Raw genomic sequence first — 26994 nt, forward strand, 5'->3', positions numbered from 1 at the left:
GCCGACTCGTTGCGCGCCGTGAGTAACACTGTTTCATTTAGGCAAAACCGATGACCGCAACTGCACAGCAGCTTGAATATCTGAAAAACAGCATCAAAAGCATCCAGGACTATCCAAAGCCTGGCATTCTTTTCCGTGATGTCACCAGCTTGCTGGAAGACCCGAAAGCGTACGCCCTCAGCATTGAACTGCTGGTCGAGCGTTATAAAAACGCCGGGATCACCAAAGTAGTAGGTACCGAAGCCCGCGGCTTCCTGTTTGGCGCACCGGTTGCGCTGGCGATGGGCGTAGGGTTTGTGCCAGTGCGTAAACCGCGCAAGCTGCCGCGTGAAACCATCGCCGAGAGCTATGAGCTGGAGTACGGCACCGATCAGCTGGAGATCCACGTTGATGCGATCAAGCCTGGCGACAAAGTGCTAGTGGTTGACGACCTGCTGGCAACCGGCGGCACTATCGAAGCAACCGTGAAGCTGATTCGTCGTCTGGGTGGCGAAGTGACCGACGCGGCCTTCATCATCAACCTGTTCGATCTCGGCGGTGAGCAGCGCCTGGAAAAACAGGGCATTACCAGTTACAGCCTGGTGCCTTTCCCGGGTCATTAATCCCGGTTTTCACAACCTCGCTCAATGGGTGAGGTTGTGATAGCATTCCCCTCCATAAATTCACCTTCCAGCGTTGCAGAGCCTGCCCATGAGTTATCAGGTGTTAGCCCGTAAATGGCGACCACAAACCTTTGCTGACGTTGTCGGTCAGGAGCATGTGCTGACGGCCCTGGCGAACGGCTTGTCGCTAGGTCGCATCCATCACGCTTATCTTTTCTCCGGCACCCGCGGCGTCGGTAAGACCTCTATTGCCCGTTTGCTGGCAAAAGGTCTTAACTGCGAAACCGGGATCACCGCCACCCCCTGCGGCGTGTGTGATAACTGCCGGGAGATCGAGCAGGGGCGTTTTGTCGATCTGATCGAGATCGACGCCGCCTCGCGCACCAAAGTTGAGGATACCCGCGACCTGCTGGACAACGTCCAGTACGCCCCGGCGCGCGGCCGCTTCAAGGTCTACCTGATCGATGAAGTGCACATGCTGTCCCGCCACAGCTTCAACGCCCTGCTGAAAACGCTGGAAGAGCCGCCTGCGCACGTGAAATTCCTGCTGGCGACCACCGATCCGCAAAAGCTGCCGGTCACGATCTTGTCCCGCTGCCTGCAGTTCCATCTGAAGGCGCTGGACGTTGAGCAGATCCGCACGCAGCTTGAGCACATTCTTGACGAAGAGAAAATTGTCCACGAACCGCGCGCCCTGCAACTGCTGGCCCGCGCCGCAGACGGCAGCCTGCGTGATGCGTTAAGCCTCACCGACCAGGCGATTGCCAGCGGTGACGGCAAGCTCTCGACTGACGCGGTCAGCACCATGCTCGGTACGCTGGATGACGATCAGGCGCTTTCGCTTATTGAGGCGATGATTGCCGCCAACGGTGAACGCGTAATGTCGCAGGTGAATGCGGCAGCCGCACGGGGTATTGAATGGGAAGGGCTGCTGGTTGAGATGCTTAGCCTGCTGCACCGCGTGGCAATGCTGCAGCTTTCTCCGTCGGCCATCGGTGCGGATATGGCCGCTATTGAACAGCGGATGCGTGAGCTTGCCCGCACCGTGCCGCCTGCCGACGTGCAGCTCTACTACCAGACGCTGCTGATTGGCCGTAAAGAGTTACCGTTCGCGCCGGACCCGAGGATGGGCGTTGAAATGACGCTGCTGCGCGCGCTGGCGTTCCACCCGCGCATGCCGCTGCCGGAGCCTGAGGCGCCACGGCAGTCTTTCGCCCCGGTCGCCCCAACGGCGGTGATGTCGCCGCAGCAGGTACCGCCGCAGCCGACACCGCCGGCGCAGAACGTGCCGCTGTCGGATGCCACCAGTTCGGTGCTTGCCGCACGCAGCCAACTGCAGCGTGCCCAGGGAGTAACCAAACCAAAAAAGAGTGAACCGGCAGCGCCAGGAAGAGCGCGGCCGGTGAACAACGCCGCGCTTGAACGACTGGCCTCGGTAACGGAGCGCGTACAGTCGCGTCCGGCACCGTCCGCGCTCGAGCAGAAAGCCCCGGTGAAAGAAGAGGCTTACCGCTGGAAGGCGACCACCGTTGTCGAAACGGTCAAGGAAGTGGTTGCCACGCCGAAAGCGCTGAAAAAGGCGCTGGAGCATGAAAAAACGCCGGAGCTGGCCGCGAAGCTTGCCGAAGAGGCTATTGCGCGCGACGCCTGGGCCGCTGAGGTCAGCCAGCTTCAGTTGCCGAAGCTGGTCGAGCAGGTCGCGCTGAATGCCTGGAAAGAGCAGGACGGCAATCAGGTGCGTTTGCACCTGCGTCCGGGTCAACGCCACCTGAATTCACCCGGTGCGCAAAAGGCGCTGGCCGAGGCGCTGGCCGCTTTACAGGGTTCACCGGTTGAATTGACTATCATTGAAGATGATAATCCGGCGGTGAAAACGCCGCTGGAGTGGCGTCAGGCCATTTATGAAGAGAAGCTCGCGCAGGCGCGCGAGGCGATTATTGCGGATAACAACATTCAGACCCTGCGCCGGTTCTTCGACGCCGATCTGGATGAAGAGAGTATTCGCCCCATTTGATCGTGAGTCTGACTTACGGTTGTAATCCTTAAACGTGAAAGAAGAGAGAAGCCTATGTTTGGTGGAAAAGGCGGTCTGGGTGGCCTGATGAAGCAGGCTCAGCAGATGCAGGAAAAAATGCAGAAGATGCAGGAAGAGATCGCTCAGCTGGAAGTCACGGGTGAATCCGGTGCCGGTCTGGTCAAAGTGACCATCAACGGTGCGCACAACTGCCGTCGCGTTGAAATCGACCCGAGCCTGCTCGAAGACGACAAAGAGATGCTGGAAGATCTGGTAGCCGCCGCGTTTAACGATGCTGCGCGCCGTATCGACGAAACTCAGAAAGAGAAAATGGCCTCCGTTTCCAGCGGTATGCAACTGCCGCCTGGCTTCAAGATGCCATTCTGATGCAAACCAGTCCGCTGCTCACGCAGTTAATGGAAGCACTGCGCTGCCTGCCGGGCGTTGGCCCGAAGTCAGCGCAGCGCATGGCGTTTACGCTATTGCAGCGCGACCGCAGCGGCGGGATGCGCCTGGCGCAGGCTTTAACCCGCGCCATGTCAGAGATTGGTCACTGTGCGGATTGCCGTACCTTTACCGAGCAGGATGTTTGTAACATCTGCACGAACCCGCGTCGTCAGGAAAACGGTCAGATTTGCGTGGTGGAGAGTCCGGCGGACATCTACGCCATCGAACAAACCGGGCAGTTTTCCGGCCGCTATTTCGTGCTGATGGGGCATCTCTCCCCGCTGGACGGTATTGGCCCGGACGATATCGGTCTTGACCGCCTTGAACAGCGTCTTGAGTCCGAAACGATCAAAGAGGTGATCCTCGCCACCAACCCCACGGTGGAAGGGGAAGCTACAGCCAACTACATCGCTGAGCTGTGTGCGCAGTATGGCGTTGACGCCAGCCGCATCGCCCACGGCGTACCGGTCGGCGGAGAGCTGGAGATGGTGGACGGCACCACGTTGTCCCACTCTCTGGCAGGACGTCACAAGATTATTTTCTGACCAAACGGAGGCGGCGTTTGCCGCCTTCGCTTGAAAATTTCCCCCCTTATCCCCATCTCTCCCTCAACGTTTTAAAACCCCATTAAATGGCATTGTTGAGGTCGACATAGATGAAAGGACAAGAAACCCGCGGTTTCCAGTCAGAAGTAAAACAGCTTCTGCACCTGATGATCCATTCCCTGTATTCCAACAAAGAAATTTTTCTGCGTGAGCTGATTTCCAACGCCTCCGATGCGGCGGACAAGTTGCGCTTCCGCGCGCTGTCTAACCCGGATCTGTACGAAGGCGACGGTGAGCTGCGCGTGCGCGTCTCTTTCAATAAAGAGAACCGCACTCTGACTATCGCCGATAACGGCATCGGGATGAACCGCGACGAGGTGATCGACCACCTCGGGACCATCGCGAAATCCGGCACCAAAGCGTTCCTCGAGTCCATGGGCTCTGACCAGGCGAAAGACAGCCAGCTGATCGGTCAGTTCGGTGTGGGTTTCTACTCGGCGTTCATCGTGGCGGACAAAGTCACCGTGCGCACCCGCGCGGCGGGCGACAGCGCGGAGAATGGCGTGCTGTGGGAATCGAAAGGTGAAGGCGAATACACCGTTGATGACATCACCAAAGCGGATCGCGGGACCGAAATCACCCTGCATCTGCGTGAAGGGGAAGATGATTTCCTGAACGACTGGCGCGTACGCTCCATCATCAGCAAGTACTCCGATCACATCGCGCTGCCGGTTGAGATTGAAAAACAGGAAGAGAAAGACGGTGAAACCATCGTTTCCTGGGAGAAAATCAACAAGGCGCAGGCGCTGTGGACGCGCAACAAGGCTGAAATCAAGGACGACGAGTACAATGAGTTCTACAAGCACATCGCCCACGACTTTACCGACCCGCTGACCTGGAGCCACAACCGCGTGGAAGGTAAGCAGGAGTACACCAGCCTGCTGTACATCCCGGCGCAGGCGCCGTGGGACATGTGGAACCGCGATCACAAGCACGGCCTGAAGCTGTACGTGCAGCGCGTCTTCATCATGGACGATGCCGAGCAGTTCATGCCGAACTACCTGCGCTTTGTGCGCGGCCTGATAGATTCCAACGATCTGCCGCTGAACGTCTCCCGCGAAATTCTGCAGGACAGCACCGTCACCCGTAACTTGCGCAACGCCCTGACCAAACGTGCGCTGCAGATGCTGGAAAAACTGGCGAAAGACGATGCGGAAAAATATCAGACCTTCTGGAAACAGTTCGGTCTGGTGCTGAAAGAAGGCCCAGCTGAAGACATGGCGAACGTTGAAACTATCGCTAAACTGCTGCGCTTTGCCTCTACGCATACCGACTCCTCCGCGCAGACCGTGTCGCTGGAAGAGTACATCTCCCGCATGAAAGAAGGGCAGGAGAAGATCTACTACATCACTGCTGACAGCTACGCCGCGGCGAAGAGCAGCCCGCACCTGGAGCTGTTGCGCAAGAAAGGCATCGAAGTACTGCTGCTGTCCGACCGCATTGACGAATGGATGATGAACTACCTGACCGAGTTCGACGGTAAGGCGTTCCAGTCTGTTGCTAAGGCGGACGAGTCCATCGACAAGCTGGCAGATGAAGTTGATGAAAATGCGAAAGAAGCCGAGAAGGCGCTGGAGCCGTTCATTGAGCGCGTGAAAACGCTGCTGGGCGAGCGCGTAAAAGAGGTGCGTTTCACTCACCGTCTGACCGACACTCCGGCCATTGTCACCACCGATGCCGATGAAATGAGCACCCAGATGGCGAAGCTGTTCGCGGCTGCGGGCCAGGCGGTGCCGGAAGTGAAATATATTTTCGAGCTGAACCCGGATCATCCTCTGGTGAAACGCGCAGCGGATACCCAGGACGAAGCCCGCTTTGCCGAGTGGGTTGAGCTGCTGCTGGACCAGTCTCTGCTGGCCGAGCGTGGCACGCTTGAAGATCCTAACCTGTTCATTAAACGTGTGAATGCGCTGCTGCTGGCGTAATTAACCACGCCTCTCCTGGTCTTCTCCCTCTCCCCGTGGGAGAGGGCCGGGGTGAGGGCACCAGGCCGCACTATCCCAAATTATCTCCCCCCATTAACCGTTTCAGCCCTCCCGCCTTCCTTGAGCCGTATCCGTTCTGGTGGTATTGTTTAGCGCTTTTGAAAAATTGAATCGACTTTTGAGGGGATTTTCGCAATGCGTATTATTCTGCTTGGCGCTCCGGGCGCGGGTAAAGGAACTCAGGCTCAGTTCATCATGGAGAAATACGGTATTCCGCAAATCTCCACCGGTGATATGCTGCGCGCCGCTGTAAAATCTGGCTCCGAGCTGGGTAAACAAGCTAAAGACATCATGGACGCAGGCAAGCTGGTGACTGACGAGCTGGTTATCGCTCTGGTCAAAGAGCGCATTGCTCAGGAAGACTGCCGCAACGGTTTCCTGCTGGACGGTTTCCCACGCACCATTCCTCAGGCTGACGCCATGAAAGAAGCGGGCATCAACGTGGACTACGTTCTGGAGTTCGACGTACCGGACGAGCTGATTGTTGACCGTATCGTTGGCCGTCGCGTACACGCTGCGTCTGGCCGCGTTTACCACATCAAATTCAACCCACCTAAGGTTGAAGGCAAAGACGACGTGACCGGCGAAGAGCTGACCACCCGTAAAGACGATCAGGAAGAGACCGTGCGTAAGCGCCTGGTGGAATACCATCAGATGACTGCGCCGCTGATCGGCTACTACACCAAAGAAGCGCAGGCGGGTAACACCAAATACGCGAAAGTTGACGGCACCAAAGCCGTGGCTGACGTGCGTGCTGAGCTGGAAAAAATCCTCGGCTAATCGCATCTCTCTCACCCGGGCCACCGGGTGAGAAAAATTCTCATCTTACCTATTACAGCAATGGGTTTCGTTTAAACGCATTTCCGCTACAATTGACAACCATTCAAATGGTTAAGAGGCGTGAATGAGTCAGGCGAAAACCGGCATCCTGCTTGCCAATCTGGGTACTCCAGAAGCACCTACATCAGACGCGGTAAAACGCTACCTGCGACAATTTTTAAGCGACACGCGCGTCGTGGATTTTCCGCGACTGCTGTGGTGGCCGCTGCTGCGTGGCGTCATTCTGCCGATCCGTTCTCCGCGCGTCGCCAAACTCTATCAGTCCGTGTGGATGGAAGAGGGCTCGCCGCTGATGGTTTACAGCCGTCGCCAGGAAAAAGCGCTGGCCGCCCGCCTGCCGGAGATGCCCGTCGCGCTCGGCATGAGCTACGGCAAACCGTCCCTGGAAAGCGCGGTGGATTCACTGCTGGCGCAGGGCGTGGACCATATCGTGGTGCTGGCGCTCTACCCGCAGTACTCCTGCTCGACGGTGGCCGCCGTCTGGGACGAGCTGGCCCGCATTCTGGCGACCCGCCGCCGCATTCCGGGCGTGACCTTTATTCGCGACTATGCGGATAACGAGCTGTACATCAAGGCGCTTGCCAACAGCGCGCGCGCGTCGTTTGAAAAACACGGCGAGCCGGATCTGCTGCTGCTCTCCTATCACGGCATCCCGCAGCGTTTCGCCAACGAAGGGGATGATTACCCGCAGCGCTGCCGCGATACCACCCGCGAGCTGGTCTCCGCCCTTGGCCTGCCGCCGGAGAAGGTGATGATGACCTTCCAGTCGCGCTTCGGCCGTGAGCCGTGGTTGACACCATACACCGATGAAACCCTCAAAATGCTCGGTGAGAAGGGCGTGAAGCATGTTCAGGTGATGTCGCCGGGCTTCTCGGCTGACTGCCTGGAAACGCTGGAGGAGATCGCGGTGCAAAACCGGGAATTTTTCCTTGAGGCTGGCGGTGAAAAGTACGAGTACATTCCGGCGCTTAACGATTCGCCAGAACATATCGACATGATGGTCTCGCTGGTGACGAACAGCCGCTGATCGCACTCCGGGCCGGGTTTGTGCTACCATTCCCGGCCCATATTCTTCGTACAGTTCAGACCATGAAATTTCCCGGTAAACGCAAATCCAAACACTACTTTCCCGTCGATGCCCGCGATCCGCTCCTGCAGCAAATCCAGCCTGAAAATGAAACCAGCGCGGCCTGGGTCGTCGGTATCGACCAGACGCTGGTGGACATTGAAGCGAAAGTGGATGATGAGTTTGTCGCCCGTTACGGTCTGAGCGCCGGTCACTCGCTGGTGATTGAAGATGACGTGGCCGAAGCGCTGTACCAGGAGCTGGTGCGCGAAAACCTGATTACCCATCAGTTTGCCGGTGGCACCATCGGTAATACTATGCACAATTACTCCGTGCTGGCTGACGACCGCTCTGTCCTGCTCGGCGTCATGTGCAGCAATATCGAAATCGGTGGCTACGCCTACCGTTATCTGTGCAACACCTCCAGCCGTACCGATCTGAACTATCTCCAGGGCGTTGACGGGCCGATTGGCCGCTGCTTTACGCTGATCGGCGAATCCGGTGAACGTACCTTTGCCATCAGCCCGGGCCACATGAATAAGCTGCGCGCGGAAAGCATTCCTGAAGAGGTGATCGCGGGCGCGTCGGCGCTGGTACTGACCTCCTATCTGGTGCGCTGCAAGCCGGGAGAGCCGATGCCGGAAGCCACCATGAAAGCCATTGAGTACGCCAAAAAGTACGATGTGCCGGTGGTGTTAACGCTGGGCACCAAATTCGTGATTGCCGATAACCCGGAGTGGTGGCAGGCATTCCTGAAAGAGCACGTTTCGATTCTGGCGATGAACGAAGAAGAGGCCGAAGCGCTGACCGGTGAAAGCGATCCGCTGCTGGCGTCTGATAAAGCGCTGGACTGGGTTGACCTGGTGCTCTGCACCGCCGGTCCTGTCGGGTTGTATATGGCGGGCTTCACGGAAGAAGAGAGTAAACGCAAAACCCAGCATCCGCTGCTGCCGGGGGCGATTGCCGAGTTTAACCAGTATGAGTTCAGCCGCGGCATGCGTTACAAAGATTGCATTAACCCACTGCGGATTTACTCTCATATCGCGCCCTATATGGGCGGACCGGAGAAGATCATGAACACCAACGGCGCGGGCGACGGCGCGCTGGCGGCACTGCTGCATGACATTACCGCCAATGCTTACCACAAAACCAACGTACCCAATTCCAGCAAGCATAAATTCAACTGGCTGACCTATTCATCGCTGGCGCAGGTGTGTAAATACGCGAACCGCGTCAGTTATCAGGTGCTGAACCAGCACTCGCCGCGCTTAACGCGCGGCCTGCCGGAACGGGAAGACAGCCTCGAAGAGGCGTACTGGGACAGGTAAAAGCAAAACGGCAATCCAGGTTGCCGTTTTTGATGTTTGTTCCCTCTCCCTGTGGGAGAGGGTCAGGGTGAGGGCATCAGGCCGCACAACACTTAACCCGTCACCCCTTCTTCAACCGGCGGTTTCTCCAGCAGCGTCAGCATCGTATTCGCAATCTCGCGTTCGCCCATCACCACCTTATTCGCGCCGCGCTCGGTGATATATTCCACCTCGTCGTCATAATGCGCCCGGGCGATAATCTCGATATTGGGGCACTTCTCGCGCGCCGAGGCGACAATCTCACCCGCTTCATAGCCGTTGGGTATGGTCAGCAGCAGCCAGCGGGCGCAGTCCAGATGCGCCAGGTTCATAATCTCTTCGTTCGCCGCATTGCCCAGCACCGCCCGAATGCCGCGCTCGCGCAGCTCGTCGACGCGGGTACGCGAGGTTTCAATCACCACCAGCGGAATACCCTGCGCCATCAGTTTCTCGCCAAGCAGGCTTCCCACGCGGCCAAAGCCGACCAGCAGGGCGTGGTTGCAAATATCCACCGGGATCTGCTTCTCTTCTTCGATGGCCTCTTCAAGAGTCTGCTCTTCCAGGGTTTCGGTTTTATCGAGGTATTTTTCCAGCAGGGCAAACAGCACCGGGTTCAGCATAATCGACAGGATGGCACCCGCCAGCACCAGGTTTTGCCCGGCCTGTGGCAGCAGATTCAGGGCCATGCCCAGACCGGCGAGAATAAAGGCGAACTCGCCAATCTGCGCCAGGCTGGCGGCGATGGTCAGTGCCGTACGCGGCGAGTGGCCAAACATCCGCACCAGGAAGAAGGCGGCGAGGGACTTACCAAAGATGATGATCGCCAGCGTGCCCAGCACGGCCAGCGGCTGCTGGATCAGAATAAGCGGGTCAAACAACATCCCGACGGAGACGAAGAACAGCACGGCGAAGGCGTCGCGCAGCGGCAGGGTATCGTGCGCCGCGCGATGGCTCAGCTCGGATTCGTTCAGCACCATCCCGGCGAAGAAGGCGCCCAGGGCAAAGGAGACGTCAAACAGCTCAACGGCACCAAAAGCAATGCCCAGCGCCAGCGCCAGCACGGAGAGGGTAAACAGCTCGCGTGAGCCGGTTGCCGCGCTGCGGGACATGATCCACGGGACCAGACGGCGGCCCACCAGCATCATGATGGCGATAAACGCCACTACTTTCCCGATGGTGATACTCATATCCAGCGCCAGTGACGCGAAGCCGATATTGTCTTTTTCCAGCATGCCAGCTACGGCAGGCAGCAGCACCAGCGTCAGGACCATCACCAGGTCTTCAACAATCAGCCAGCCTATCGCGATTTGCCCACGCTGGCTGTCTATCAGCTGTCTCTCTTCAAGCGCACGCAGCAGCACCACGGTACTGGCGGTCGAGAGACACAGCCCAAATACGATGCCGGTCATCAACGACCAGCCCAGCACAGCCGAAAGTGCCATCCCCAGCAGCGTCGCTACCCCTATCTGGGCGATCGCTCCCGGTATGGCAATCGACTTTACCGCCATCAAATCCTTCAGGGAGAAATGCAGACCGACGCCAAACATCAGCAGAATCACGCCCAATTCCGCCAGCTCAGGGGCCAGTTTGGTATCCGCCACGAACCCTGGCGTAAACGGCCCGGCCAGGACGCCCGCTAACAGATAGCCGACAAGAGGAGAAATACGCAGTTTATTGGCAATCATGCCGAGGATAAAAGCGAGCACAAGTCCACCAACAATGGTGGTGATAAGCGGTGTGGCGTGGTGCATTCCGTCTCCTTTCGTTGTGGGTGATCCTTTTTGGTGAAAAACCAAAAACCGAGTAATAGTTTATGACAATTTTTACCCTTATGTTTATGAATAATTGTTGAAGTTTGAATAAAACAGCAATAAGCACCAAAAAAAGCGCATTTTGATAAATTCAGTGAGGGGAAGTAAAGGAAACCCTTATGGCATCAGGGGGGCAGGTAGCCAAAGACAAACTTTGGCTACCCTTTATTTACGCTTTGTGGCGGTTATCAGGCAGGAATATGGTCAACATCCCAAGAAGTGGCAGGAAAGCGCAGATTTTATAAACCAGGAAGATGCTGGTGTGATCCGCAACCATCCCCAATACCGCCGCGCCAAGGCCTCCCATACCGAAGGCAAAACCGAAAAAGAGTCCGGAAACCATACCGATACGTCCTGGCAGCAGCTCCTGGGCATAGACCAGAATGGCGGAAAACGCGGAGGCGAGGATAAAACCAATGATCACGGTTAAAATCCCCGTCCATTCAAGGCTGGCGTACGGCAAAATGAGGGTAAAAGGCGCTACGCCGAGGATAGAGCCCCAAATAACATATTTACGCCCAACCTTATCCCCTACAGGCCCGCCAATGACCGTGCCGGCGGCGACGGCGAACAGGAAGGCAAACAGATGGAGCTGCGCGTTTTGTACCGATAATCCGAATTTTTGCATCAGATAAAAGGTGTAATAGCTGCTGATACTCGCCATATAGAAGTATTTTGAGAAAATCAGCACCAGCAGGACGGCCACCGCCAGGATAACCTTATTGCGAGGAAGGGGATTGATAACCTTCGCTTTAGGTTTTCCTTTATTCACCTGATGCTGAGCAGCATACCAGCGGCTGATCTGCGCCAGCACAATAATCGCCAGCAGTGCGGCCAGGACGAACCAGGCCACGTTGCCTTTACCGTAAGGGGCAATAATCACCGCAGCCAGCAGTGGGCCGAGGGAGCTACCAAAGTTGCCGCCCACCTGGAAGAGAGACTGCGCCAGACCGTGACGTCCCCCGGAAGCCATACGCGCCACGCGCGAGGACTCTGGATGGAAAACGGACGAGCCGGTACCTACCAGCGCGGCGGCAATCAGCACGGCTTCAAAGCTTCCGGCCATGGCCAGCAGCACCAGCCCGCTTAGGGTAAAGCACATGCCGATCGGCAGCGACCACGGCATCGGGTATTTATCCGTCCAGTAGCCCACCACCGGCTGCAGCAGTGAGGAAGCCAGCTGGAAGGTCAGGGTGATCATCCCGATCTGCACGAAGGTGAGGGAGAACTCGGACTGCAGCAGCGGATAAATAGCCAGAATTAACGACTGGATCATGTCGTTGAGCAGATGCGAGAGACTGATTGCGCCTAATACTTTAAAGGAGGTGCGCGACGCCGGCGCGCCCGGAACGGGCTGGGTTGATTCACTGATTGCCATAGAGAGAATTACCACGTCTTGAGTTATTAGCGATGCAGGGTGTAATTATTATCCGACTAACATACCCGCCCGGGACCTTTGAAGAAAGTCGCAATTCTGAAAACTTATTTGTCTATTCTTATTAGTCACTGTAATTTCTGCCTTTGTCTATTGGTCAGGGAGAGAGAAGATGAAGTTAATGAAGCGGGGCGTCGCGCTGGCGCTGATTGCCGCCTGGGGTATGGTAAGCCTGCCCGCGCAGGCGTATGAAAAAGACAAAACCTATAAAATCACCATTCTGCATACCAACGATCACCACGGTCATTTCTGGCGCAGTGAATACGGCGAATATGGTCTGTCGGCGCAAAAAACGCTGGTGGACGGCATTCGTAAAGAGGTGGCAGCCCAGGGCGGCAGCGTGCTGTTACTGTCAGGAGGCGATATCAATACCGGCGTACCGGAATCTGATTTACAGGATGCCGAGCCCGATTTCCGCGGTATGAATCTGATTGGCTACGATGCGATGGCCGTCGGTAATCACGAGTTTGATAACCCGCTGAGCGTGCTGCGTCAGCAGGAAAAATGGGCCAAATTCCCCTTCCTTTCCGCCAATATTTACCAGAAAAGTACCGGTGAACGCCTGTTCAAGCCCTGGGCGCTGTTTAAGCGTCAGGATCTGAAGATCGCGGTCATTGGCTTAACCACCGACGATACGGCGAAAATTGGCAACCCCGAGTTCTTTACCGATATCGAATTCCGCAAACCGGCGGACGAAGCGAAGCTGGTGATTCAGGAGCTGCAGCAAAACGAAAAGCCGGACGTGATTATCGCCACCACCCACATGGGGCACTACGACAACGGTGAGCACGGCTCGAACGCACCGGGTGACGTGGAGATGGCGCGCAGCCTGCCTGCGGGCTCGCTGGCGATGATTGTGGGTGGTCACTCACAAGATCCGGTGTGTATGGCCTCGGAGAACAAAAAGCAGGTGGATTACGTGCCGGGTACGCCGTGCGCGCCAGACCGTCAGAACGGTATCTGGATTGTGCAGGCGCACGAGTGGGGCAAATACGTGGGCCGGGCGGACTTCGAGTTCCGTAACGGTGAGATGAAGCTGGTGCATTATCAGCTCATTCCGGTGAACCTGAAGAAAAAGGTCACCTACCCGGACGGGAAAAGTGAGCGCGTACTATACACGCCAGAGATCGCCGAAAACCAGCAAATGCTCTCCCTGCTGACGCCGTTCCAGAACAAAGGTAAGGCGCAGCTGGATGTGAAAATCGGCACGCTGAACGGGCGTCTGGAAGGGGACCGCAGTAAAGTTCGCTTCGTGCAGACCAACATGGGTCACCTGGTGCTGGCGGCGCAAATGGCACGTACCGGCGCTGACTTCGGCGTGATGAGCGGCGGCGGCATTCGTGACTCTATCGAAGGTGGCAACATCACCTATAAAGACGTCCTGAAGGTGCAGCCGTTCGGTAACGTGGTGGTCTATGCCGATATGAGCGGGAAAGAGGTCATTGACTATCTGACCGCCGTGGCGCAGATGAAGCCGGATTCCGGGGCCTATCCGCAGTTTGCCAACGTCAGCTTTGTGGCGAAAGACGGCAAGCTTAACGATCTTAAGATTAAAGGTGAACCGGTCGATCCTGGCAAAACCTACCGTCTGGCGACTCTGAGTTTTAACGCCACTGGCGGCGACGGTTATCCGCATATTGATAATAAACCGGGCTACGTGAATACCGGCTTTATTGATGCGGAAGTGCTGAAGCAGTTCATCGAGCAGAATTCACCGATAGACGTGAATGCGTATGAGCCGAAAGGTGAGGTGAGCTGGCAATAGTGCTGTGCGGCCTGATGCCCTCACCCCAACCCTCTCCCATCGGGAGAGGGCGCCAACACAAAAAACGGTAACGCCTGTTACCGTTTTGCTTTTACCTCGAAGCCGCCACCCGGCAAATTTCTCAATCCCGGCGCGCAATATCCGCAAACTTCGCGTCCAGCATTTTCGCCAGATCGCCCGCGGCCAGCTCAATATCCAGCCCGCGTTTGCCGCCGGATATAAAGATGGTGTCAAATTCCTGTGAAAGGGCATCAATCAGCGTCGGCAAACGTTTTTTCTGCCCGAGCGGGCTGATCCCACCCACCAGGTAGCCCGTGGTGCGTTGCGCAACCATCGGATCGGCCATATCCACCTTCTTCGCCCCCAGGGCTTTGGCGACTTTCTTCAGATCCAGCTGTCCCGCCACCGGCGTAACTGCGACGGCGAGGTGCTTCATGTCGCCATTCACCGCAACCAGCAGCGTTTTATACACCTGGTCCGCGTTCAGACCCAGCTTGCGCACCACTTCATCACCAAAGTTGGTCTCATTCGGATCGTGATCGTAAGTGTGGATCCGGAAAGAAATGTTGTTTTTTTCGAGTAATTTAACGGCGGGAGTCATAGCTATCCTTCTTACGACAGACAAATCATGCCATCAGCATACGCCTGACGTTTGTCTAAAAAATAGCACCATCTTGCGCAATAGTATTGGCAGTGATGGTCACTTTGAGCGACAATCGGCTCAACCGAAGGTCTCCTTCGGCATAATAAAAACGATGAAATTCCTCTTTGACGGGCCAATAGAAATATTGGCCATTTTTTTATTTCAGCAGCGACGGCAAATTCCCTTCTCCGTACAAATGTAACGCCCCGACCGCCACCACATAATGCCCCGCAGGTAGCGCATGCAGCGTCTGTCGCCAGGCCTGGTTGCGCGCATTCATCAGCACATCGTATAACGATTCGCTGAAGGTCGACGGTAAAGCCAGCTTACCCTCCGCAGGCGGCGCGTCCAGCCACCAGCCAATCATGGTTTGCAGCAGCCGCGCGTTGGTGTGCCAGTGGGTCAGCGTATCATCCAGCAGCATACGGCCGTCATCGGGCAGCTGTCGCAGGAGCGCAATCTGGCTGTCGGTCCCTTCCAGTTCGATGATGGGCAGACTGCGCGCCCTGGCCACATTCAGCAGCTGGTAATCAATGCCGTAATCACCGCGCAGACCCAGACGCTGCGCCTGCGTGGCCTGCAGCACCATCGCAATTTGCCACAGCGGCAGGGTGTCAATCATGGAAAGCGAGACGCCCGTTTCATCCGCCACGCGCGTCAGCTCCGCAAGCTGGGTTTCATCCAGACGTTCCGCGAGCGTGAGATCGCTCTCCAGGCCAGCGAACGGCGACTCATGGCCGGAGATGTCCGCCTCAACAACCAGCGCGTCCGCATGTTTCAGCAGCTTGATCAGGCCGGGCGGCAGGGGAGACATATCCTGCGTACCCATATGAATGCTGCCTACCAGGTGCAGGTGCTGCCCGCCGGGGAGAGAGATATCCAGACCCGGCCAGGCGTAACGGCGAGGAAAGAGGGCGCGAAACGATGTTTTTATACGATTAAACAGACCCATACGCGCTCCATGAATGGAAAGGGTCATGCTAGCGCGTACGAGAACAAGGTTCAATCCTTCGGTTTAAAGCGCAGCAGCCGGTTGGCGTTGCTCACCACGGTGATGGAGGAGAGCGCCATCGCCGCACCTGCGACCACCGGGTTTAGCAGCGTGCCGGTCAGCGGCCATAAAATGCCGGCCGCAATCGGGATACCGAGGGTGTTATAGATAAACGCCCCCAGCAGGTTCTGCTTCATGTTGCGCAACGTGGCTTTTGAAATGGCCAGCGCGTCGGCAACGCCCATCAGGCTATGGCGCATCAGCGTAATGGCGGCGGTTTCAATGGCCACGTCGCTCCCACCCCCCATGGCAATTCCCACGTCCGCCTGGGCCAGCGCCGGGGCATCGTTGATGCCGTCGCCGACCATCGCCACCTGACGGCCCTGACGCTGCAGGTTTTTAATGGCGTCCGCTTTGCCATCCGGCAGTACGCCTGCAATCACCTCGTCAATACCGGCCTCCCGGGCGATGGCGTTTGCCGTTGTTGGGTTATCTCCGGTCAGCATGACCAGACGGTAGCCCGCGCGATGCAGTCGCTGCAAGGCGTCCACGCTATCCTGACGAAGCGGATCGCGCACGGCCAGCAGCGCGGCGGCCTGGCCATCGACCGCAAGCAGAACCGGCGTGGCGCCCTGAGACGCCTGCGCTTTCAGCTCGCTTTCCAGCGCGGAGGTATCAATACCGTTGTCATTAAGCAATGACTGGTTGCCCAGCAGCAGCGCGTGGCCTTCGGCTTCACCGCTGACGCCGAGCCCGCGCAGGGTACGGAAGTTGCTGACCTGCGGCAGGGCAGATACATTCGCTTTATCAAGGATGGCGCGCGCCAGCGGATGGCTGGAGCCTTGCTCCAGTGCCGCGGCAAGCCGCAGCGCGTCCGCTTCGGCAATGCCTGCGGTCGTGACGGCCACTACCTGCGGTTTGCCTTCGGTCAGCGTGCCGGTTTTATCAAACACCAGCGTGTCCAGGGTGCTGGCCCGCTGGAGCGCGTCTGCATCCCGCACCAGCACACCAAACTCGGCGGCGCGGCCTACGCCGGAGATAATCGACATCGGCGTCGCCAGGCCAAGGGCGCAAGGACAGGCGATGATCAGCACCGTGGTGGCAATCACCAGGGTATAAACAATCTGCGGCGCCGGGCCGAAGAAATACCAGATCGCCGCGCTCAGCAGGGCAATACCGACCACCACCGGCACAAAAATAGCAGAGATCCTGTCGGCATGCTGGCCAATCTCCGGCTTACTGCTCTGCGCCTGGCGCACCATGCGAATAATGCGCGACAGCGTGGTGTGGCTGCCGACGGCGCTGGCGGTGAACAGCACGCTGCCGTCCTGTACCACCGTACCGGCATGAACGGCGTCACCGTCTGATTTCTGCTGGGGGATGGGCTCGCCGGTCAGCATCGCTTCATCCAGCCAGGCTTCGCCCTGCGTGATTTTACCGTCAACGGGAACGCGATCGCCCGTGGTCAGACGCAGCGTCATGCCGGGCTGAACCTCGGCCAGAGGGACGCTCTTTTCCCCGTCGTCCGTGACCACGCGCGCGGTTGGCGGGGTTAAATCGAGCAACCTTTCCAGCGCTTTCGAGGAGCGCTGGCGGGCGCGGGCTTCCAGCATATGGCCTAAGTTAATCAGACCGATGATCATCGCGCTGGCTTCATAATAGAGATGCCGCGCTTCCATCGGGAACCACTGGGGCCAGACGTTCACGCTCATGGAGTAGAGCCACGCCGCACCCGTGCCGAGCGCAACCAGCGTATCCATCGTCGCGGTGCGGTTTTTCAGGCTCTTCCAGGCGCTGGTATAGAAATGACCGCCCGCGAAGACCATCACGACCAGGGTAATAAGACCAATGACCAGCCACAGCGTGCGGTTGTCGTCGGTGACCATCATGTTGTCGCCGAGCATCCCCCACACCATCACCGGAATACCCACCAGCAGGGCGACAATCGCCTGCCAGCGGAAGCGCTTCATGGTGGCAATTGCCGTTTCCTGCTGGCGCTCGCGGCGTTCGGCATCATCTTCGATGGCCTCTGCGCCGTAGCCCGCTTTTTCAACGGCCTGAACTAAATCTGCTGCGGAGGCGCTGCCCATCACCAGCGCAGTGCGCTCCGCGAGGTTGACCCGTGCCTGGGCGACGCCCGGTACCGCCTGCAGGGCGTTTTGTACCCGGGAGACGCAGCTGGCGCAGCTCATGCCGTTGATCAGCAGCTGTTGGCTGTCATCAATATCATCAGCTGCCGGAAGCTCAGGAGTGGCCGCTGTCAGTGCTTCCGACGGGGATGATGACTCTGCCAGCGGTTTAGCCTTTGGGTGGCTCAGCTCCGCCCCATAGCCGGCCTGCCTGATGGTATCGATCAGCGCATCCGCGCTGGCGCTGCCGGTGACGGCGGCATGATCGATAGTGACTTCAGCGCTTTCAACATCGGGGCGCTGTTCAAGGCTTTCTTTTACGCGTTTGACGCAGTGGCCGCAGGAGAGGCCATCCAGCGTCAGGTCGATAGTGTGAGACATAGTAAAACTCCCGTATAATGATCTGGTCAGTTGTTGACCGATATCGTGCTTTTTACTGACTGTTATGAAGGTTAAACCTTCCATCAAGGGGAAGGTCAAGGGGGAAATGTGAATATCAGCGATGTGGCGAAAAAAACCGGTTTAACCAGCAAAGCGATTCGCTTTTATGAAGAGAAGGGGCTGGTGACGCCGCCGCTGCGCAGCGAAAACGGCTACCGCAGCTACACGCAGCTGCATCTGGATGAGCTGACGTTACTGCGCCAGGCAAGGCAGGTCGGGTTTAATCTGGAAGAGTGCGGTGAGCTGGTTAACCTGTTTAACGATCCGAAGCGTCACAGCGCAGACGTGAAAAAACGCACCCTGGAAAAAGTGGCCGAGATTGAACGCCATATCATCGAGCTACAGGCGATGCGCGAACAGCTGCTACAGCTCGCGGAATCCTGTCCGGGGGATGACAGCGCCGACTGCCCGATTATCGATAATCTTGCCGGCTGCTGCCATCGTAAGACCTCTGCTTAGCAGGCTTTAATCCGCAGGGTAATGCCTTGCACCGCAATGACCTCAACTCGCGTGCCGGCGCTGAGGTCTTCGTCGGCGACCACCGGCCACGAGCTGTCGCCCACGCGCATATGCCCACGTCCGTTCACCAGCGCGGTATCAAGCGTAAAACGCTGGCCGACAATCTGCTGTCCGCGCTGGTTGAGATGCGCGTCCACCGGTTTCTGCTCGTTAACCTGTCGGTTAAGCCAGCGCCACCACAGCCACGCGGCCACCAGCGTCAGCACGGCAAATAATGCCCCCTGCCACGCCCAGTCAAGCGGCAGAAGCCAGACGAGGAGCCCGGTAATGACCGCGGCGACACCGCTCCACAGCAGGTAGCCATTGCCGCCCAGCATCTCCGCGGCCAGCAATAACCCCCCAAGGCTTAGCCAGAAAGCGTGAGGATGTGCGACGATGAGCTCAATCATTTTTTACGCTCGTTCCCGCTGTCTTTGATCAGTTCAGCAATCCCGGCGATAGAGCCCATCAGGCTGCTGGCATCCAGCGGCATCATCACCACTTTGCTGTTATTGGCGGAGCCGATCTCTTTCAGCGCATCGGTATATTTCTGCGCGACGAAGTAGTTCACCGCCTGGATATCACCGGCGGCAATCGCCTCGGACACCATTTGCGTCGCGCGGGCTTCCGCTTCGGCGGAACGTTCACGCGCTTCCGCCTGTAAGAACGCGGACTGACGATCGCCTTCCGCTTTCAGGATCTGCGACTGTTTTTCCCCTTCCGCCTTCAGGATCTCAGCCTGACGTACCCCTTCCGCTTCCAGAATGTAGGCACGTTTGGTTCGCTCAGCCTTCATCTGCGCGTTCATGGAGGCGATCAGTTCCGCAGGCGGTCGCACATCGCGGATCTCGATGCGGGTAACTTTAATACCCCACGGGTTCGTCGCTTCATCAACAATGTGCAGCAGGCGGGTATTGATGCTGTCGCGCTGGGAGAGCATTTCATCCAGCTCCATCGAGCCGAGCACGGTACGGATGTTAGTCATCGTCAGGTTGACGATCGCCAGCTCCAGATTGCTCACCTCATACGCTGCTTTTGGCGCATCAATCACCTGAATAAAGCAGACGGCGTCAATGGTGACGTTGGCATTATCCTTCGAGATCACTTCCTGGGAAGGAATATCCAGAACCTGTTCCATCATGTTGATCTTACGGCCAATCCGGTCCATGAACGGGACAATCAGGCTTAATCCAGGCTGGAGCGTGTTGGTATAACGACCGAAACGCTCGACGGTCCACTGATAACCCTGAGGAACAATTTTGACGCCTGCGCCCACAATAACCAGCGCAACGAAAATAAGGACTGGAACAACAATAAGCATAAAAACCTCCTGTTTTGCATGCCGTGATGAGAGAACGTGTGTGTTTATTGCTCATAAGTATATCGGCTATCCGGTTGAAATTCGCCTCTGAAAATAGATTGGAAAAAGATTATGCTACAGACGGTTCTTACAAGACGCGGTTAACGGAAGCGGAATGAACGATAAAAAAAACCTGTTACAACTCAGGGATATTGGATTTCGTGTCGGGGATAACACTATCCTTCAGCACGTTGAATTTAGCCTGTCGCCGGGCGAGTTTAAATTAATCACCGGGCCATCAGGCTGTGGCAAAAGCACCTTGCTGAAGATTGTGGCCTCGCTGCTCAGTCCCACAGAGGGGACACTTCTCTTTGAAGGCCAGGACGTTGCGTCGCTCTCTCCGGAAAGCTATCGCCAGCAGGTCTCTTATTGTGTACAGACCCCGGCGCTGTTTGGCGATACGGTCTATGACAACCTGATTTTTCCGTGGCAAATTCGTCATAAAACGCCGGAGCCGGAACGCTTTATTAACGATCTGGCCCGCTTTGGCCTGGCGCAGGAGACACTGACCCAATCCATCAATGCGCTGTCGGGCGGAGAAAAACAGCGCGTCTCGCTGATCCGCAATCTGCAGTTTTTACCGAAGGTGTTGTTGCTGGACGAGATCACCAGCGCGCTCGATGACACCAACAAACGCAACGTCAACGAGATTATTCATCGTTACGTTCGCGAGCAGAATATTGCCGTGCTGTGGGTCACGCACGACGCTAACGAAATTAGCCATGCGGATGACGTGATTAGGCTGCAGCCGCACGGCGGGAAAATGCAGGAGGCAAACCGTGGGTGAGCATAATATTACGAACGAATCCCTGGCGTTTTCCATGGTGCTGGTGCTGATTGCGATTGTGGTTAGCTACCGGGAAAAGCTGGGCCTGGAAAAAGACATTGTGTGGAGTATCTGCCGCGCGGTGATTCAACTCATCATCGTCGGCTATGTGCTGAAATACATTTTCAACGTTAACCACGCGGTGCTTACGCTGCTGATGGTGCTCTTTATCTGCTTTAACGCGGCGTGGAATGCGAAAAAACGCAGTAAATACATTGATAAAGCGTTTATCTCGTCGTTTATCGCGATTACCACCGGCACGGCGCTCACGCTGGCGGTGCTGGTGCTCTCCGGCTCGATTGAGTTTACGCCGATGCAGGTTATCCCTATCTCCGGGATGATTGCGGGGAACGCCATGGTGGCCGTAGGGCTGTGTTACAACAACCTCGGCCAGCGTTTCAGCAGCGAACAGCAGCAGTTGCAGGAGAAATTAAGCCTGGGGGCAACGCCAAAAGTGGCCTCGGCGCGGCTGATTCGTGAGAGCATTCGTTCATCGCTGATCCCGACCGTGGATTCCGCCAAAACGGTGGGGCTGGTCAGCCTGCCGGGAATGATGTCGGGGCTGATTTTCGCCGGTATCGATCCGGTAAAAGCGATTAAGTATCAGATCATGGTGACGTTTATGCTGCTCTCCACGGCCAGCCTGTCCACCATCATTGCCTGTTACCTGACCTACCGGAAGTTCTACAACGCGCGCCACCAGCTGGTGGTGACGCAGTTGAAAAAGACAGGGTGATGTCGCTTTTGTAGGCCCGGTAAGGCGAAGCCGCCACCGGGCTTTTTTGTCAGTAGAGCAGGGCGTACAGCTGACGGCGATATTTCGACGCCAGCGCATCACCGGTGCCCAGCGCGGCCAGGATCTCCTGGAACATCTTGCGCGCCTGGCCGTCTGCGGCAGCAAGGTCTTTTTGCAGATGACCAAACAGCAGCTCAAGCGCCTCTTCGTTACGTCCCACCTGATGCAGCTGCAGTGCCAGCTGGCTTGCCAGCGCCGCATCGGCCGGGTTATCGGCAACCTGCTGTTGCAGCTGCTGAATTTCCGGGGTATCCGCGGCCTGCTTCAGCAGCTCAATTTGCGCCACCAGCCCCTGATAGCGGGTATCCTGATCCTGCAGCGGAACGGTCCTGAGGACGGCTTCTGCGTCTTCTGAACGGTGCAGGGCAATCTGCGTTTCCGCCAGCAGCAGGCCAATCTGGCTGTTCTGTTTCGACAGCTGCCACGCCTCTTTGAGCAGCGGCAGCGCCTCGTCATATTTGCCTTCCTGCATCAGCGCCATGCCTTCCTGCGCTTTCAGCTCCTCTTCGCGCGGCAGCACTTTATCCAGCAGGGCACGAATGGCCTCTTCCGGCTGCGGTCCCTGGAAGCCATCCACAGGCTGACCATTCTGGAACAGATAGACGGTGGGGATCGCGCGCAAACCAAACTGAGACGCCACCATCGGCTGTGCGTCACAGTCCAGTTTGGCGAGAATGAACTGACCATTGTACTGGGCGGCAAGGCTTTCCAGCACCGGCGTCAGCTGCAGGCAGTGTTGGCTGCGTTCAGACCAGAAGTAGAACAGCACCGGTTTGGTCATCGACTGTTCAAGGGTCTGTTGCAGGTTTGCTTCAGTGATATTGACGATATTCTGTACGGACATGCGGCCTTCTCTTTTATCGGTTTACTCTTTACATGGGGATGCGCGTCGTCGCTTCAACTCAACCGTGTAAAATTTTGTCCATCATCCGGCCCGGCAGCAGACGTTTTAACCAGCCTACGGCATGGGTGACCAGCGTGACCGGATAGCGCATTTTGGGATTGTCACTCTCAAAAGCATGGCGCACTTTGGCCACCACCGCTTCGGGTCCGAGCGTAAAACGTGCGGCAATGCCGGGGTTCTCGACCGGTTTATCCGCCTGCGTCTGGTTCACGTTTTCGGTAAAGCGGGTGCGGATCGGGCCTGGTTCAATCAGGCTGACCTTAATGCCGCTGTGGCGTAGCTCCATGCGCAGGGCGTCGGACCAGGCTTCCAGCGCATATTTGCTGGCGGCATAGGCGCCGCGACCTGGGGTTGAAATCAGCCCCATCACGGATGACGTCATCACGATGCGCCCTTCACCATGCGGCAGCATCGCGGGGAGCAGGCGCATGGTGAGCTGATGTACGCCGAAGAAGTTGGTCGAAAACTGTTTCTCCAGCGTTTCGCGGGAGAGGGTATCCAGCGGACCGTACACGCCATAACCCGCATTATTAAACAGCCCGTAGAGGCGATTGCCGGTCAGGGCGATCACCTCATCCGCGGCGCGATCAACGCTCTCCGGCGAGTCCATATCCAGCAACACGCCGGTAAAGCCCAGCCCGTTCATGCGTTCGACATCGTCGGGTTTGCGGCAGGCCGCCAGCACCCAGTATCCCTGGCGCTTTAATTCGAGCGCGCTTTCAAGGCCGATTCCACTGGAACATCCTGTTATTAAGACCGATTTTTGCATAACTTTACCTGTCAGGATCTCCGCTTAATCAGGAGTCATGGTTAACTAAAGGAGCCAGCCGCGTTGCCATCCAGTCGGCAATAAACGGCTGCGCATCGCGATTGGGGTGGATCCCGTCGTCCTGCATCCACTGGGGTTTGAGATAGACCTCTTCCATGAAAAATGGCAGCAGCGGAATATCAAACTCTTTGGCAAGCTTAGGGTAGATCGCGCTAAAGGCCTCATTATACCGACGACCGTAGTTGGCGGGCAGGCGAATTTGTATCAGCAGGGGCTGGGCGTTTGCCGCCCGGATGTCCTGCAAAATGGTGCGCAGGGTCTGTTCCGTTTGCTGAGGCTGGAAACCGCGTAAGCCATCATTGCCGCCAAGCTCAACCAGCACCCAGCGCGGCTGATGCTGTTTGAGTAGCGCAGGCAGGCGCGACAACCCCTGCTGCGAGGTATCACCGCTGATGCTGGCGTTGATAACCGTCGTTTTGCTCTGCCATTTGTCATTGAGCAGGGCGGGCCAGGCCGCGCTGGCCGCCATACGATAGCCTGCGCTCAGGCTGTCACCGAGAACCAGTAACGTGTCCGCTGCCGCCGCGCGGAAGGTCATCAGAATCAAAAACAGGAAGGGCAAATGCCAGCGGAAAACAGTGTTGAAGTTCATCATCTTAAGAAGTCCGTCGGTCAGGGGGAACACGAGCTTTCCATCCTTACTGGAGTTGAACTCGTTGTCAAACGCGCTGAAACCATCGCGCTGATTGGCGAATCGGGCTCTGGTAAGTCCACCCTGCTGGCGATTTTGGCCGGTCTGGACGACGGCAGCAGCGGTGAGGTCCATCTTGTCGGGCAGCCGCTGCATCAGCTTGATGAAGAGGCGCGCGCCGCGTTACGCGCGCGTCACGTGGGTTTTGTCTTTCAGTCCTTCATGCTCATCCCCACCCTCAACGCGCTGGAAAACGTCGAACTCCCGGCGCTTCTGCGCGGGGAAAATAGCCGTGACAGCCGCGCTCACGCGAAGGCGCTGCTGGAACAGCTCGGTCTGGGGAAACGTCTCGACCATCTTCCCGCGCAGCTTTCCGGTGGCGAGCAGCAGCGCGTGGCGCTGGCGCGGGCGTTTAACGGCCGCCCTGAAGTGCTGTTTGCCGATGAGCCCACCGGTAATCTTGACCGTAAAACCGGCGACCGGATTGCCGACCTGCTGTTTTCACTTAACCGCGAACACGGCACTACGCTGATCCTCGTCACCCACGATCCGCAGCTTGCCGCCCGCTGCGACCGGCGCCTGCGGCTGGTGAACGGTATGCTTCAGGAGGAGACATGATTACCCGCTGGTTCTGGCGCGAGTGGCGTTCCCCCTCGCTGCTGATTGTCTGGCTGGCGCTAAGCCTGGCGGTGGCCTGCGTGCTGGCGCTCGGCAGCGTCAGTGACCGGATGGAAAAAGGGCTCAGCCAGCAGAGCCGGGAGTTTATGGCGGGAGACCGGGCGCTGCAAAGTTCGCGCGCCGTTCCGCCGGGCTGGATTGACGAAGCGCGCAGGCGGGGACTGACGGTGGGAGAACAGATAAGCTTCCAGACGATGACCTTCGCGGGCGACACGCCGCAGCTGGCGAGCGTTAAAGCCGTCGATGATATCTACCCGATGTACGGCGAACTGCAGACCAGCCCGCCAGGGCTGAAGCCTGCGCCCGGCACGGTGCTGCTGGCTCCACGGCTGATGGCGCTCCTGAATCTGAAAACCGGCGACAGCATCGACGTCGGCGATGCCACACTGAAAATCGCCGGGGAAGTGGTGCAGGAGCCGGACTCCGGCTTTAACCCCTTCCAGCTTGCGCCACGCCTGCTGATGAACACCGCCGATGTCGCGGCAACCCATGCGGTCCAGCCGGGCAGCCGCGTCACCTGGCGCTACAAGTTTGGCGGCACGCCTGCCGAGCTTAATGACTATGAAAAATGGCTTCTGCCGCAGCTCAAACCGGAGCACCGCTGGTACGGGCTGGAGCAGGACGAGGGGGCGCTCGGTAAATCGCTGGAGCGTTCCCAGCAGTTCCTGCTGCTGTCGGCACTGTTGACCCTGCTGCTGGCGGTGGCGGCGGTCGCTGTTGCGATGGGGCACTACTGCCGCAGCCGCTATGACCTGGTGGCGATCCTCAAAACGCTCGGCGCTGGGCGCAAGCAACTGCGCAAACTGATTGTCGGCCAGTGGCTGATGCTGCTTGCCCTCTCCGCGCTAACCGGCGGGATAATGGGGCTGCTGTTTGAAAAACTGCTGATGGTAATGCTGAAACCGGTACTCCCGGCCGCATTGCCGCCGGCCAGTTTCTGGCCGTGGCTATGGGCGATGGGCGCGATGACGGTGATCTCGGTGCTGGTGGGGCTACGACCCTACCGCCTGCTGCTCGCGACGCAGCCGCTGCGCGTGCTCCGCAACGATGTGGTGGCGAACGTCTGGCCGCTGAAGTTCTACCTGCCGGTGATTATGGCGGTGGCGGTGGGGCTGCTGGCCTGGCTGATGGGGGGCAGCACGCTGCTGTGGGCCGTGCTGGCCGGGGTGGTGGTTCTGGCATTGATCTGCGGCGTGCTGGGCTGGATACTGCTCAACGTCCTGAAAAGGCTGACGGTAAAATCCCTGCCCGTGCGCCTGGCGGTGAACCGTCTGCTGCATCAGCCGTGGTCAACGCTGAGCCAGCTGTCGGCCTTTTCGCTGTCGTTTATGCTGCTGGCCCTGCTGCTCGTGCTGCGTGGCGATCTGCTCGACCGCTGGCAGCAGCAGCTCCCGCCGGAAAGCCCGAACTATTTCCTGATCAATATCGCCCCTGAGCAGGTCACGCCGCTGAAGGCGTTCCTGTCTGAGCACCATATCATCACGGAGGCGTTCTATCCCATCGTTCGCGCGCGGCTCACGCAGATCAACGGCGTGCCAACGGAAGGGAACAAGGACGAGTCGCTTAACCGCGAGCTCAACCTGACGTGGCAGGAAAAACGGCCCGATCATAACCTGATTACGGCCGGCACCTGGCCGCCAAAAGCGGGAGAGGTGTCGATGGAAGAGGGGCTGGCGACGCGCCTGAACGTGAAGCCGGGAGACAGCGTCACCTTTACCGGCGATACCCAGGATTTTACCGCGAAGGTGACCAGCCTGCGTAAAGTGGACTGGGAGAGCCTGCGGCCTAACTTCTTCTTCATCTTCCCGCCGGGAGCGCTGGACGGACAGCCGCAGAGCTGGCTCACCAGCTTCCGCTGGGAAAAGGGCAACGGCATGCTCACCCAGCTAAACCGGGAGTTTCCGACGGTCAGCCTGCTGGATATTGGGGCGATCCTGAAGCAGGTGGGGCAGGTGCTGGAGCAGGTGAGCCGCGCGCTGGAGGTGATGGTGGTGCTGGTGACGATTTGCGGCGTGCTGTTGCTGCTGGCCCAGGTGCAGGTTGGCATGCGCCAGCGTCATCAGGAACTGGTGGTTTACCGAACGCTGGGGGCCGGTAAGCGGCTGCTGCGGATGACGCTCTGGAGCGAGTTCGCCCTGCTGGGGCTGGTGGCCGGTCTGGTGGCGGCCATTGGCGCTGAGACGGCCCTGGCGGTGTTGCAGACTAAGGTCTTTGACTTCCCGTGGGAGCCTGACTGGCGTCTCTGGTTGATTCTGCCTCTCTGCGGTGCGGTGCTGCTTTCCCTCTGCGGCGGCTGGCTTGGCACGCGGCTGTTAAAGGGCAAAGCCCTGTTCCGTCAGTTTGCCAGTTGAT

The 26994-nt window shown here is 57.9% G+C and carries 24 protein-coding genes and 1 other annotated feature; of the genes, 14 read left to right on the forward strand and 10 right to left on the reverse strand.

Annotated features, from left to right (window positions below; all coding sequences use genetic code 11):
• Positions 1-50 precede the first annotated feature (50 nt).
• The 8 genes from apt (at position 51) to C1N69_RS05175 (ending at position 8887) form a co-directional block, all read left to right on the forward strand.
• Positions 51-602 carry an adenine phosphoribosyltransferase gene (gene apt, locus C1N69_RS05140; protein ID WP_000127359.1) on the forward strand — a complete coding sequence of 184 codons (552 nt, stop codon included), beginning with the start codon at positions 51-53 and terminating at the stop codon, positions 600-602.
• A gap of 88 nt (positions 603-690) precedes the next feature.
• Positions 691-2616, forward strand: coding sequence for a DNA polymerase III subunit gamma/tau (gene dnaX / locus C1N69_RS05145; protein WP_094918576.1), 1926 nt, complete (start codon positions 691-693; stop codon positions 2614-2616).
• Positions 1946-2010: a sequence feature (DnaX frameshifting element), on the forward strand. It overlaps the preceding gene by 65 nt.
• 54 nt (positions 2617-2670) lie before the next feature.
• Entirely contained in the window at positions 2671-3003 is a 333-nt protein-coding gene (locus C1N69_RS05150; protein ID WP_003858972.1) for a YbaB/EbfC family nucleoid-associated protein, read from the forward strand.
• A complete protein-coding gene (gene recR / locus C1N69_RS05155) occupies positions 3003-3608 on the forward strand; it encodes a recombination mediator RecR (RefSeq protein WP_006809843.1) in 606 nt (201 codons plus the stop codon). The genes C1N69_RS05150 and recR overlap by 1 nt, the downstream gene beginning before the upstream one ends.
• Before the next feature lie 110 nt (positions 3609-3718).
• Positions 3719-5593, forward strand: a complete 1875-nt coding sequence (gene htpG / locus C1N69_RS05160) for a molecular chaperone HtpG (protein WP_045286616.1) — start codon at positions 3719-3721, stop codon at positions 5591-5593.
• Between the two features lie 195 nt (positions 5594-5788).
• Positions 5789-6433, forward strand: coding sequence for an adenylate kinase (gene adk / locus C1N69_RS05165; protein ID WP_006809841.1), 645 nt, complete (start codon positions 5789-5791; stop codon positions 6431-6433).
• A 124-nt stretch (positions 6434-6557) separates the two neighbouring features.
• Entirely contained in the window at positions 6558-7520 is a 963-nt protein-coding gene (hemH, locus tag C1N69_RS05170) for a ferrochelatase (protein ID WP_025756144.1), read from the forward strand.
• Positions 7521-7582: 62 nt separating this feature from the next.
• The gene (locus C1N69_RS05175) at positions 7583-8887 is read left to right on the forward strand and encodes an inosine/guanosine kinase (RefSeq protein WP_025756143.1); all 1305 of its coding nucleotides are present in this window, start codon (positions 7583-7585) and stop codon (positions 8885-8887) included.
• A 92-nt stretch (positions 8888-8979) separates the two neighbouring features.
• Here C1N69_RS05175 and ybaL read toward each other — a convergent pair whose 3' ends face one another.
• Together ybaL and C1N69_RS05185 are read right to left on the reverse strand one after the other, a co-directional pair.
• Complete coding sequence (ybaL, locus tag C1N69_RS05180) at positions 8980-10656, reverse strand: YbaL family putative K(+) efflux transporter (protein WP_045286618.1); 1677 nt, start codon at positions 10654-10656, stop codon at positions 8980-8982.
• Between the two features lie 229 nt (positions 10657-10885).
• On the reverse strand, positions 10886-12094 hold the full coding sequence (locus C1N69_RS05185) for an MFS transporter (RefSeq protein WP_155030783.1): 1209 nt from the start codon (positions 12092-12094) through the stop codon (positions 10886-10888).
• 169 nt (positions 12095-12263) lie between these two features.
• Here C1N69_RS05185 and ushA point away from each other — a divergent pair, with 169 nt between their 5' ends.
• Complete coding sequence (gene ushA / locus C1N69_RS05190) at positions 12264-13916, forward strand: bifunctional UDP-sugar hydrolase/5'-nucleotidase UshA (protein WP_126800451.1); 1653 nt, start codon at positions 12264-12266, stop codon at positions 13914-13916.
• Positions 13917-14037: 121 nt separating this feature from the next.
• Here the strand turns inward: ushA and ybaK are convergent, their stop codons facing one another.
• The 3 genes from ybaK to copA all read right to left on the reverse strand — a co-directional run bounded on the left by ybaK (position 14038) and on the right by copA (position 18060).
• Positions 14038-14517: a Cys-tRNA(Pro)/Cys-tRNA(Cys) deacylase YbaK gene (ybaK, locus tag C1N69_RS05195; protein WP_155030784.1), complete on the reverse strand. Its 480-nt coding sequence runs from the start codon at positions 14515-14517 to the stop codon at positions 14038-14040.
• A gap of 199 nt (positions 14518-14716) precedes the next feature.
• Positions 14717-15511 carry a TraB/GumN family protein gene (locus C1N69_RS05200; RefSeq protein ID WP_045286622.1) on the reverse strand — a complete coding sequence of 265 codons (795 nt, stop codon included), beginning with the start codon at positions 15509-15511 and terminating at the stop codon, positions 14717-14719.
• Positions 15512-15561: 50 nt separating this feature from the next.
• Positions 15562-18060 carry a copper-exporting P-type ATPase CopA gene (gene copA / locus C1N69_RS05205; protein ID WP_155030785.1) on the reverse strand — a complete coding sequence of 833 codons (2499 nt, stop codon included), beginning with the start codon at positions 18058-18060 and terminating at the stop codon, positions 15562-15564.
• A 108-nt stretch (positions 18061-18168) separates the two neighbouring features.
• Here copA and cueR point away from each other — a divergent pair, with 108 nt between their 5' ends.
• Positions 18169-18579 carry a Cu(I)-responsive transcriptional regulator gene (cueR, locus tag C1N69_RS05210; protein ID WP_025756136.1) on the forward strand — a complete coding sequence of 137 codons (411 nt, stop codon included), beginning with the start codon at positions 18169-18171 and terminating at the stop codon, positions 18577-18579.
• Here cueR and C1N69_RS05215 read toward each other — a convergent pair.
• Entirely contained in the window at positions 18576-19028 is a 453-nt protein-coding gene (locus C1N69_RS05215; RefSeq protein ID WP_025756135.1) for an NfeD family protein, read from the reverse strand. The two genes, cueR and C1N69_RS05215, sit on opposite strands and share 4 nt — an antisense overlap.
• A complete protein-coding gene (locus tag C1N69_RS05220) occupies positions 19025-19939 on the reverse strand; it encodes an SPFH domain-containing protein (protein ID WP_008499312.1) in 915 nt (304 codons plus the stop codon). Before C1N69_RS05220 ends, C1N69_RS05215 begins: the two co-directional genes overlap by 4 nt.
• Positions 19940-20093: 154 nt before the next feature.
• Between C1N69_RS05220 and fetA the strand changes: the two genes are divergently transcribed.
• Both fetA and fetB read left to right on the forward strand, forming a co-directional pair.
• Entirely contained in the window at positions 20094-20765 is a 672-nt protein-coding gene (gene fetA / locus C1N69_RS05225; protein ID WP_047957911.1) for an iron efflux ABC transporter ATP-binding subunit FetA, read from the forward strand.
• The gene (gene fetB, locus C1N69_RS05230) at positions 20758-21540 is read left to right on the forward strand and encodes an iron efflux ABC transporter permease subunit FetB (RefSeq protein WP_024906866.1); all 783 of its coding nucleotides are present in this window, start codon (positions 20758-20760) and stop codon (positions 21538-21540) included. The genes fetA and fetB overlap by 8 nt, the downstream gene beginning before the upstream one ends.
• 49 nt (positions 21541-21589) lie before the next feature.
• On the opposite strand, the gene C1N69_RS05235 is transcribed toward fetB, so the two are convergent.
• The 3 genes from C1N69_RS05235 to tesA are packed head-to-tail and all read right to left on the reverse strand — an operon-like array spanning position 21590 to position 23928.
• A complete protein-coding gene (locus tag C1N69_RS05235) occupies positions 21590-22444 on the reverse strand; it encodes a co-chaperone YbbN (RefSeq protein ID WP_047957912.1) in 855 nt (284 codons plus the stop codon).
• A 58-nt stretch (positions 22445-22502) separates the two neighbouring features.
• Positions 22503-23273, reverse strand: coding sequence for an SDR family oxidoreductase (locus C1N69_RS05240; RefSeq protein WP_025756132.1), 771 nt, complete (start codon positions 23271-23273; stop codon positions 22503-22505).
• A 28-nt stretch (positions 23274-23301) separates the two neighbouring features.
• Complete coding sequence (gene tesA, locus C1N69_RS05245; protein ID WP_155030786.1) at positions 23302-23928, reverse strand: multifunctional acyl-CoA thioesterase I/protease I/lysophospholipase L1; 627 nt, start codon at positions 23926-23928, stop codon at positions 23302-23304.
• Here tesA and ybbA point away from each other — a divergent pair.
• Both ybbA and ybbP read left to right on the forward strand, forming a co-directional pair.
• The gene (gene ybbA, locus C1N69_RS05250) at positions 23896-24582 is read left to right on the forward strand and encodes a putative ABC transporter ATP-binding protein YbbA (protein WP_095441212.1); all 687 of its coding nucleotides are present in this window, start codon (positions 23896-23898) and stop codon (positions 24580-24582) included. The genes tesA and ybbA overlap by 33 nt on opposite strands.
• Entirely contained in the window at positions 24579-26993 is a 2415-nt protein-coding gene (gene ybbP, locus C1N69_RS05255; protein ID WP_155030787.1) for a putative ABC transporter permease subunit YbbP, read from the forward strand. The genes ybbA and ybbP overlap by 4 nt, the downstream gene beginning before the upstream one ends.
• Position 26994 lies beyond the last annotated feature (1 nt).

The sequence above is a fragment of the Enterobacter sichuanensis genome (assembly GCF_009036245.1).
Taxonomy (GTDB): domain Bacteria; phylum Pseudomonadota; class Gammaproteobacteria; order Enterobacterales; family Enterobacteriaceae; genus Enterobacter; species Enterobacter sichuanensis.